The 8,339-nt window shown below is 62.1% G+C and carries 10 protein-coding genes; 9 read left to right on the top strand and 1 reads right to left on the bottom strand.

Annotation, left to right across the window (positions count from 1 at the left end; all coding sequences use genetic code 11):
• The 5 genes from JK202_RS14085 to JK202_RS14065 form a co-directional block, all read left to right on the top strand.
• Positions 1-424, top strand: a 424-nt coding sequence (locus JK202_RS14085) for an aminotransferase class V-fold PLP-dependent enzyme (protein WP_211562030.1), incomplete at its 5' end; no start/stop codon positions are given.
• Between the two features lie 22 nt (positions 425-446).
• Complete coding sequence (locus tag JK202_RS14080) at positions 447-1,589, top strand: cysteine desulfurase family protein (protein WP_211562028.1); 1,143 nt, start codon at positions 447-449, stop codon at positions 1,587-1,589.
• A 22-nt stretch (positions 1,590-1,611) separates the two neighbouring features.
• Positions 1,612-1,926 (top strand): ferredoxin family 2Fe-2S iron-sulfur cluster binding protein, encoded by a 315-nt coding sequence (locus tag JK202_RS14075; RefSeq protein WP_211562026.1) that lies wholly within the window; start codon positions 1,612-1,614, stop codon positions 1,924-1,926.
• Positions 1,927-1,931: 5 nt separating this feature from the next.
• Positions 1,932-3,017 carry a tRNA 2-thiouridine(34) synthase MnmA gene (gene mnmA, locus JK202_RS14070; RefSeq protein ID WP_211562024.1) on the top strand — a complete coding sequence of 362 codons (1,086 nt, stop codon included), beginning with the start codon at positions 1,932-1,934 and terminating at the stop codon, positions 3,015-3,017.
• Positions 3,017-3,664, top strand: coding sequence for a glutathione S-transferase family protein (locus JK202_RS14065; RefSeq protein WP_211562022.1), 648 nt, complete (start codon positions 3,017-3,019; stop codon positions 3,662-3,664). Before mnmA ends, JK202_RS14065 begins: the two co-directional genes overlap by 1 nt.
• A 3-nt stretch (positions 3,665-3,667) precedes the next feature.
• On the opposite strand, the gene JK202_RS14060 is transcribed toward JK202_RS14065, so the two are convergent.
• Entirely contained in the window at positions 3,668-3,880 is a 213-nt protein-coding gene (locus tag JK202_RS14060; RefSeq protein WP_211562032.1) for a hypothetical protein, read from the bottom strand.
• 160 nt (positions 3,881-4,040) lie between these two features.
• Here JK202_RS14060 and JK202_RS14055 point away from each other — a divergent pair, with 160 nt between their 5' ends.
• The 4 genes from JK202_RS14055 to JK202_RS14040 all read left to right on the top strand — a co-directional run bounded on the left by JK202_RS14055 (position 4,041) and on the right by JK202_RS14040 (position 8,319).
• Positions 4,041-5,129 carry a DNA topoisomerase IB gene (locus JK202_RS14055; RefSeq protein ID WP_211562020.1) on the top strand — a complete coding sequence of 363 codons (1,089 nt, stop codon included), beginning with the start codon at positions 4,041-4,043 and terminating at the stop codon, positions 5,127-5,129.
• 33 nt (positions 5,130-5,162) lie between these two features.
• Positions 5,163-6,344 carry an SMP-30/gluconolactonase/LRE family protein gene (locus tag JK202_RS14050; RefSeq protein ID WP_211562018.1) on the top strand — a complete coding sequence of 394 codons (1,182 nt, stop codon included), beginning with the start codon at positions 5,163-5,165 and terminating at the stop codon, positions 6,342-6,344.
• 147 nt (positions 6,345-6,491) lie between these two features.
• Positions 6,492-7,751, top strand: coding sequence for a sodium:proton antiporter (locus tag JK202_RS14045; protein WP_211562010.1), 1,260 nt, complete (start codon positions 6,492-6,494; stop codon positions 7,749-7,751).
• A gap of 100 nt (positions 7,752-7,851) precedes the next feature.
• A complete protein-coding gene (locus tag JK202_RS14040) occupies positions 7,852-8,319 on the top strand; it encodes a hypothetical protein (protein ID WP_211562008.1) in 468 nt (155 codons plus the stop codon).
• The last annotated feature ends 20 nt before the right edge of the window (positions 8,320-8,339 follow it).

Raw genomic sequence — 8,339 nt, 5'->3', positions numbered from 1 at the left:
CCGGGGTGGGACGCAGGCTCTGCCGGCCATTCTGGGCATGGCGGCGGCGTTTGATTCGGCGCGTGTGCAGGACTGGGCGCCGGTGCAGCGTCTGCGGGATCGGGTTGAAGCGGTCGCCAAGGGGATTGGTGCACGGGTGGCGGGCGAAAACGTCGCGCGGTTGCCGAATACGAGCTGCCTGATTCTGGACGGGGTTGCCGCGCAGGTGCAGCTCATGACGCTGGATCTGGCGGGGTTCTGCGTCTCGGCAGGATCGGCCTGTTCGTCGGGGAAGGTGTCGTCTTCGCATGTGTTGCGGGCTATGGGGGAGACGGAGGGGGCTGCGCAGGCTATCCGTGTTTCGCTGCCTTGGAACGTGCAGGAGGATCAGGTCGAGGCGTTCTGTGAGGCCTATGAAATCATGGCACGGCGTTTGCGGAAATGACCGGGCTACGGGAGCAGCGGGCATGATCTACCTCGATTATTTCTCGACGACGCCATGTGATCCCAGGGTCATTGAGGCCATGCTGCCCTGGTTTGGAGCGGATTTCGGAAATCCGCACAGTTCGCATGGGCCAGGGCAGAAAGCCGCCGCCGCCGTCGAGCGCGCGCGTGAGAGCGTGGCGCGGCTTCTGGGGGCGGAGGCACGGGAGATCGTGTTCACGTCCGGCGCGACGGAGGCGAACAACCTCGCCATCAAGGGGGCTGCGCGCCATCTGGCGCGGCTAGGGGATCTGCGGCGGCGGATCATCACGGTCGCAACCGAGCATAAATGCGTTCTGGAATCGGTGCGCAGTCTGGGCGCGGAGGGGTTTGAACCGGTCGTGCTCGGCGTGGATGCTGACGGGCGGCTCGATCCTGAGGCCCTGCGGGAGGCGCTGAGAGTGCCGACGCTGCTGGTCAGCATTATGGCGGCGAATAACGAGACCGGCGTGTTGCAGGATATTCCCCAGCTTGCGGGGATTGTGAAAGGCGCGGGTGCGCTGATGCATGTCGATCTGGCGCAGATAGCTGGGAAAATGCCGGTCTCGCTGCGGGATGTGGATCTGGCGTCCGTCTCTGCTCACAAGATGTATGGTCCAAAAGGGATTGGGGCGCTTTATGTCCGCAGAAAGCCGCGTGTCCGGCTGGAACCGCTGTTTTCCGGGGGAGGGCAGGAGCGCGGGTTTCGGTCGGGAACGCTGCCGACGCCTCTGGTCGTCGGGTTCGGGGTGGCTGCGGATCTGGCTGAAGCGAGCATGGGCGATGAGGCTGCACGGCTGGTTTTCCTGCGCGATGATTTGTGGTCGCAGCTCCGGGAGGGCCTGCCGGGTATCGCTTTGAACGGGGGCGGCGCGCCGCGGTTGGCGGGGGCGCTGAATGTCTGTCTGCCTGAAGGGATGCGGGCGCTGGACGTTCTGCAGGCCTGTCCGGATGTTGCTGTTTCGACCGGATCGGCCTGTACGGCAGCAGAGATTGCACCGTCCTATGTCTTGACGGCGATGGGACTTTCTGCGGAGAAGGCGTCGCAATGCTTGCGCCTGTCGGTCGGACGCTTTACCTCCAAGGCCGATATTGACCGTGCGGCCTCTCTTCTGATCGCAGCCGCCCGGGCGTGCCACCCCAACTGAAACCGGAAAAAGCGGACACACTATGCCCAAGATGACCTTTATCGAGCGTGATGGAACCCGTCGTGACGTTGACGCGCCTGTCGGCCTGTCGGTGCTGGAAATCGCACACAAGCACGACATCGATCTGGAAGGCGCCTGCGAAGGCTCTCTGGCCTGCGCGACGTGCCATGTGGTTGTCGATCCGGACTGGGCTGCCAAGCTGAGCTCGCCTACGGATGACGAGGAAGACATGCTGGATCTGGCGTTCGGTCTGGAAAAGACGTCCCGCCTAGGCTGCCAGATCGTCATGACGGACGCGCTTGATGGCCTGACCGTCCGTCTGCCGAAAGCGGGCTGAACACCATGCGGATCCTCGTTGCCATGTCGGGAGGCGTGGACAGTTCCGTAGTGGCCGCGCTGCTCAAACGGCAGGGCCACGAGGTGATTGGCGCGACCCTCCAGCTTTACGACCACGGACAGGCTGCCAAGCCCGGCGCGTGCTGTGCGGGGCGTGACATCATGGATGCACGCGCCGTGGCCGACCGTCTGGGTTTTCCGCACTACGTCATTGATGCGGAAACGCGTTTCCGTGACAGTGTGGTCGAGAGCTTTGCGGATGCCTATGCGCGTGGTGAGACGCCTGTCCCCTGCGTGGCCTGCAATCAGGGCGTGAAGTTCACGGATCTTCTGGGTATGGCGCGGGATCTGGGCTGCGAGGCCATGGCCACCGGGCATTATGTGCGCCGTGTTGAAGGGGCGGATGGGGCGGAAATGCATCGTCCCGTCGATGCGGAACGGGACCAGACCTGGTTCCTGTTCGCTACGACCAAAGACCAGCTCGACTATTTGCGCTTTCCGCTGGGCGAAATGCCGGACAAGGCTCATGTCCGTGCGCTGGCCGAAGAGCTGGGGCTGTCCATTGCCGCCAAGCCTGACAGTCAGGACATCTGCTTCGTACCCACCGGCTCCTATGCCGAACTGGTCGAGAAGCTGCGCCCTGAAGTGCGGGGCGAAGGCGAGATTGTAGACGAGGCCGGGCAGGTTCTGGGGCGTCACGAGGGCGTGGTGCGCTATACGGTCGGGCAGAGCAAGCGTCTGGGCGACATCCACACCGCAACGGGCGAGCGCCAGATGGTGACGCGCATTGACGTGCCGAAGCGCCGCATCGTGGTCGGGCCGCGCGTGCAGCTTTCGGAAGCCGACAGCCGCCGGACCGTGCGTCTGCGTGACATGAACTGGCTGATTGATGCCCCCGCTGAGGGCGTGCGCTGTGGCGTGCAGATCCGCGCGCGGGAACGGCTGCGCGAGGCGGTCGTGAAGCCGCTGGAAGATGGTGGCGCGCTTGTGGAACTGACGGAAGCGGCGATGCCCGCGCCCGGTCAGGCCTGTGTGCTGTATGATGGAAGCCGCGTTCTGGGTGGTGGCTTCATTACTGCGGGAGACGCCTGATGGCGGGTGTGCTGCTTCTGGGGTCGCGTCGGTATTCGTCCTGGTCTTTGCGGGGCTGGCTGGCGGTGCGTCTGGCCGGGCTGGATGTGACGGAAGAGGTCATCCCGCTCAAGGGTGGGGGCCAGACGACCGCAATCCATGCGCGCTCGCCCAACCGGATGGTGCCGTATCTGAAGCATGACGGCGCGGATGTCTGGGAAAGTCTGGCGATCTGTGAGTACTGCGCGGAAATCGCACCGTCTCTGTGGCCCGAGGACCGGATCGTGCGTGCCCATGCCCGCAGCATCAGCGCGCAGATGCATGCCGGTTTCCGCCCGATCCGCCAGAACTGCTCCATGGACGTGGAGCGCGTCCCAGCGCCCCTGCCGGAGATCAGCGAGGAACTGGCTGCCGATGTGGCGCTGCTGAGCCGTACGCTCAAGGGCGCGCTTCTATGTTCGGGCCAGCCCACACCGTTTCTGTTCGGGGAGCGTATGACTGTGGCGGACTGCATGTATGCGCCGATCGCCATCCGGATCCATATCTTTGAGCTGAATGTTGATCCCGTTGTGAAGACATGGGTGCAGACGATGCTCGATCATCCGTTGATGCAGGAATGGTATGCACTGGCGGATGCTGAACCGGCAGAGTGGCGCCTGACGTACTGAGGCCTAGTGGTGAACAAAGCCCATACCGGTCTGTAGGGCGGTTCTGAAGACTTCGCCCCAGATGTTGCCGTTGCCTCCCATGCCGCCACCCTGATGGCCGCGGATGTTGTAGCCGGTATCGTCGTCATTGGCCGCAGCGGCCATGTCGGCAGGCGAAGAGCGTGAGGCGCAGCCTGAGAGCAGGATGAAAACGGCCACGGCACAGGTTCTTTTCACGGGGCCTGATTCCTCCTGTTTCTCTTCCGGAAAGAATGCGTCGGTCCATGATGACTGTCATGTCAGGAACCGTAAGGAAGCGTAAGCGTGCCCGCTGTGGGACGGAAACCTATTCCGGTCTGTAACGCTCTATGTCTGCAACGGACATGGGACTTCAGGAATGGGCGCAGCGGATAGCAGGGAAGCGGATGCGAAGTCGCAGGCGCGCAAGGCGGGTCTGCGCTACGTGGATCGCTCCATGCCGGGGGTGACGCGTCGGCGGGTCGGTCGGGGCTTTGCGTTCTACGCGCCTGATGGCAGCCATATCGTGGATGCGGATGTCATTGCCCGGATCCGCCGGCTCGCCATTCCTCCCGCCTATCGGAATGTCTGGATCTGTCCGGATCCGAAGGGGCATCTTCAGGCTGTAGGCGAAGATGCGCGTGGACGGCTGCAATACCGCTATCATCCGCAGTGGCAGGGGATCCGGGACGAAGGCAAGTTCGGGCATATGCTGGTGTTCGGCGAAAAACTGCCTCTGCTGCGGGAGCGCGTGGATCAGGATCTGCGCAAGCGCGGGCTGGAACGGGAGCGCGTTCTGGCCGCCATCGTGCGGCTTATGGAACGCACCATGGCCCGGATTGGCAATGATCGTTATGCGAAGGAAAACCGCAGCTACGGCCTGACGACCCTGCGGCACAAGCATGCAAAAGTAGAGGGGCGGCATCTCACACTCGATTTTCGCGCCAAGCACGGGATCGAACAGCATCTGGAACTCGATGACCCGCGCCTTGCCCGGATCATCAGCCGCCTTGAAGATCTGCCGGGCCAGCGTCTGTTCCAGTATGTGGATGCGGATGGGACGCGTCATGACATCCATTCACAGGATGTGAACGCCTATCTTCAGGACATCACGGGCACGGACATTACCGCCAAGGACTTCCGCACCTGGGCGGCCACGCAGCTTGCGGCCGTGACGCTCTGTGCGTTCAGCCAGTACGACACGAAAGCCAGAGCGAAGAAGCAGCTTGTGGCCGCCGTCAAATCGGTAGCCGCCAAGCTCGGCAATACGCCGGCGGTCTGCAAACGCAGCTACATCAACCCCTGTGTGTTGGACGGATATCTAGATGGCAGTCTGCGCGAGGCGTTCAAAAGCCGGGCGCAGGAGGTTCTGGAGCATGAAGGCTATGGTCTGACGGCAGAGGAAGCAGCTGTTGCGGGGTTTCTTGCCAGCCGCTTGCCCGACCTCAAATCCGGCCCGTCATCCTGATGCCACTGACATATTCACAAGAGGAGTCCTGACGTGTTTCAACCTGATCGCCGTTCCGTTCTTCGTGGCGCCGCTGCTGCTTTCCTGACCGGGGCTGTAGCGCGGGCTGCAACGCGTGAGCCGCATCCGGCGGACGTCATGACGCAGCCGGTCCGCGATTTTGGTCCACATGCTCCACCTGCTTTCGTGCCGGACCCGGATATCCTCTCGCTTGATCCATCTTTCGGTGATCTGGTTTTCAAGAACGGCAATATCGAACGCGTCTGGACCGGCGGAGGCTGGCTGGAAGGGCCGACCTGGGTCAGCGAAGGCCGGTTCCTGCTCCTGTCCGATACGGTCCGAAGCACGCAGTACCGCTTCCTGCCGGACGAGAACCTGATGACGACCTATCGGAAGGAAAGCTTTAACAGCAACGGCAATACCGTTGACCCACAGGGGCGTATCCTGACCTGCGAGCATGGTCTGCGTCGCGTCATCCGCTGGGAGCAGGACGGAACCTGCACCGTGCTGGCGGACCGCTTTGAGGGGCAGGGGCTGAACTCCCCGAACGACATCATTGTCAACCCAGCCGATGGGAGCATCCTGTTCACTGATCCGGCCTATGGGGACTGTCTGGCGGAAGGACATCCGGACGCGCCGGGAGGTCATGCCAACCGGGAAGGGAAGCTGCGCTGGAATATCGGCACGGAAGCCACCACGCAGTTCGGAACTGCAAAGCGGCAGGCTGACCATACATTCCGCATTGATGGACAGAGTGGCAGGCTTGAGGCCGTGCTGAGTGAGGCGCAGGTGCCGGGGCCGAACGGGCTTTGTCTCTCGCCGGACTTCAAAACGCTTTACGTGATTTCCACGGCGCCCGATCCCGGCCTGACCGGCCCGGCTGGTGACCGGAAAATCCGGGCGTTCGATATGGTCAACGGTCGCCCGCAAAACGGTCGGGTATTATGCGATATGACTCTGGAAGGGCAGCAGCTCGTGCCGGATGGCATGAAGGCGGATGTGTTTGGCAATCTGTGGTGCGGGGCGTCGGGTCCATACGGGCTGTGCGGCGTGTTCTGCTACAGCCCTGCCGGAAAACTGCTGGGGCGCATCCGGTTGCCGCATGGAGTGTCGAACCTGACATTCGGCGGCCTCAAGCGGAATGAGCTCTATATGTGCGCGGCAGGGACACTGTATCGCGTCATGCTGAACACGCAGGGCGCTGCATTGTGCTGAGTGTTCAGCGCTGAAGAATGGGTCATGGTGGTTTTCGGAAGAAACTTCGCATACCGCTGCGCTGTTAAGCATGCTGGATCTGTTCGCAGCTGGCTTGCCATGCCGTAAGCCGTGGCCGGGGCGAAGATCGGCGAGGGAATTGCAGTCATGAACTCTCTGGGGCTCTTTGCTCTGCTTCTGACTGTTGCGACGCTGCTCGGAATCATCAATTACCGGACCCTGAAACTCCCGCTGACCATCGGGATCCTGCTGATCTCGATGCTGATTTCCCTGATCGTCATGATCTTGAACCCCCTGTTTCCGGGCTACGACCTGCAACAGGTTCCGCAGTCATTACTGGGAACAATCAACCTGCCGCGGACCCTGCTGGACGGGGCACTGTCTTTCCTGCTGTTTGCCGGCGCAATGCAGGTGGATCTGGGTCTGCTGGTGTCGCGCGGGAAATCGGTGGCCGCACTCGCCATTCTGGGAACATCTCTGGCCGTGGGGCTGCTGGCTGTTCCCGCGTGGCTTATCTTTCCCGTGTTCGGGCTTGCTGTGCCTTTCAGCTGGTGTGTGCTGCTTGGCGCCATGCTCGCGCCGACCGATCCGGTTTCGGTCGTGGGCATGTTGCGGCGTCTGGGATTGCCACCAGCACTACAGGCCACGTTTGCGGGCGAGAGCCTGTTCAATGATGGCGTGGGGGTCGTCATTTTCGGGACCATGATCGGTCTTGCGACCGGGGAAACGAGTTCTGTCTCGATCGGCGATTTCGTGCTGCGGTTTCTGGAAGAGGCTGTGGGTGGTGGTCTTCTGGGCGCATTCACGGGGTGGCTGGCGCTGCTTCTGCTTCGGGGCGTGGAGGACACACAGATCGATCTTCTGGGCTCTCTGGCGCTGGCGACCGGAACCTACAGCCTTGCGAACGGGCTTCACATGTCCGGGCCGATTGCCGTTGTGGTGGCGGGGATGAGTCTTGCAGGCAAGGCAGGTCATCGGGCGATCACGCAGAAATCCCGCGAGGAAATGGTCGTCTTCTGGAATCTGATCGACGAAATCCTCAATGCGCTGCTGTTTCTGCTGATCGGGTTCGAACTGCTGGAAATCAGGCCACATCTGGCGCCGTTTCTGACAATGCTGGTGATCATCCCGCTGTCGGTTCTGGTGCGGGGGGCGAGTGTTTTCCTGTCCACCATGCCGGTCCATCTGCAGCCGGGCGAGCGCGGGCGAGCACTGGGCGTGCTCACCTGGGGCGGATTGCGGGGCGGAATTTCCGTTGCGCTGGCTCTTGGCCTACCCGCAGGGGAACTGCGCGATACGCTGCTGCCGGTGTGTTACGGGGTCGTGGTGTTCACGATTATCGTGCAGGGGCTGACGATGGGGCGCGTGGTACGCTGGCTGTATCCCGAAACGGTTCCGCCGACCTGAAACCCAACCTCCGCAAAAGGTGTTCGCCAGGGTCTGTGGGTTCCGTCCGGGCGCTGTGATAGTTTCGGAAAACAGAGAGTTCTGTTGGAGTATGTTGCAGATGATACGTTTGAAGCATTTCACGGGTTTCACGATGGCGACGTTTGTTGGGGCAGCACTTGTTATGCCGCATCTGGCATCCGCCACGCCGCTTCCGGGTCAGACGGCCTGCTGGCAGTCGAATGAGGGCGAAGATCCGCGCCCGGAAGTCAGCTGCCAGAGCCTGTCCCCCGATTTCCTGCGCAAGCTGGAGCACGCGACGCCGACCCAGGTCAGCAAGCTGTTTGCCGTACCGGGCAAGGACGGAAAGCCGACCTATTTTGAGGGCGTGGGGAAAGTCCCGGGCTTTCGCAACGGCTATGTCGATCTAGTCTATGGCAAAGGGCACGTGACGAGTGTGAGCGCCGTGACGACCGAGTTCCAGAGCAACGGCATGGCAGGTCCGGAAATGGATTTCCGCTGGGATTCCGTAAAGGGTGAATGTTCGGACTTTCCCGGCTCGACCCATCGCTGCAATGCCGTCGAATAAGTCCTGACGTCAGGAACAAA

The sequence above is a fragment of the Gluconobacter sp. Dm-62 genome, from assembly GCF_018256155.1.
GTDB lineage: Bacteria > Pseudomonadota > Alphaproteobacteria > Acetobacterales > Acetobacteraceae > Gluconobacter.
This window is presented reverse-complemented; position numbering and strand designations above follow the sequence as displayed.

Excerpts from the sequence above, each read along its gene's own strand:
- JK202_RS14080 (WP_211562028.1), top strand. The coding sequence starts at position 447 with ATGATCTACCTCGATTATTTCTCGACGACGCCATGTGATCCCAGGGTC.
- JK202_RS14075 (WP_211562026.1), top strand. The coding sequence starts at position 1,612 with ATGCCCAAGATGACCTTTATCGAGCGTGATGGAACCCGTCGTGACGTT.
- mnmA (WP_211562024.1), top strand. The coding sequence starts at position 1,932 with ATGCGGATCCTCGTTGCCATGTCGGGAGGCGTGGACAGTTCCGTAGTG.
- JK202_RS14065 (WP_211562022.1), top strand. The coding sequence starts at position 3,017 with ATGGCGGGTGTGCTGCTTCTGGGGTCGCGTCGGTATTCGTCCTGGTCT.
- JK202_RS14055 (WP_211562020.1), top strand. The coding sequence starts at position 4,041 with ATGGGCGCAGCGGATAGCAGGGAAGCGGATGCGAAGTCGCAGGCGCGC.
- JK202_RS14045 (WP_211562010.1), top strand. The coding sequence starts at position 6,492 with ATGAACTCTCTGGGGCTCTTTGCTCTGCTTCTGACTGTTGCGACGCTG.
- JK202_RS14040 (WP_211562008.1), top strand. The coding sequence starts at position 7,852 with ATGATACGTTTGAAGCATTTCACGGGTTTCACGATGGCGACGTTTGTT.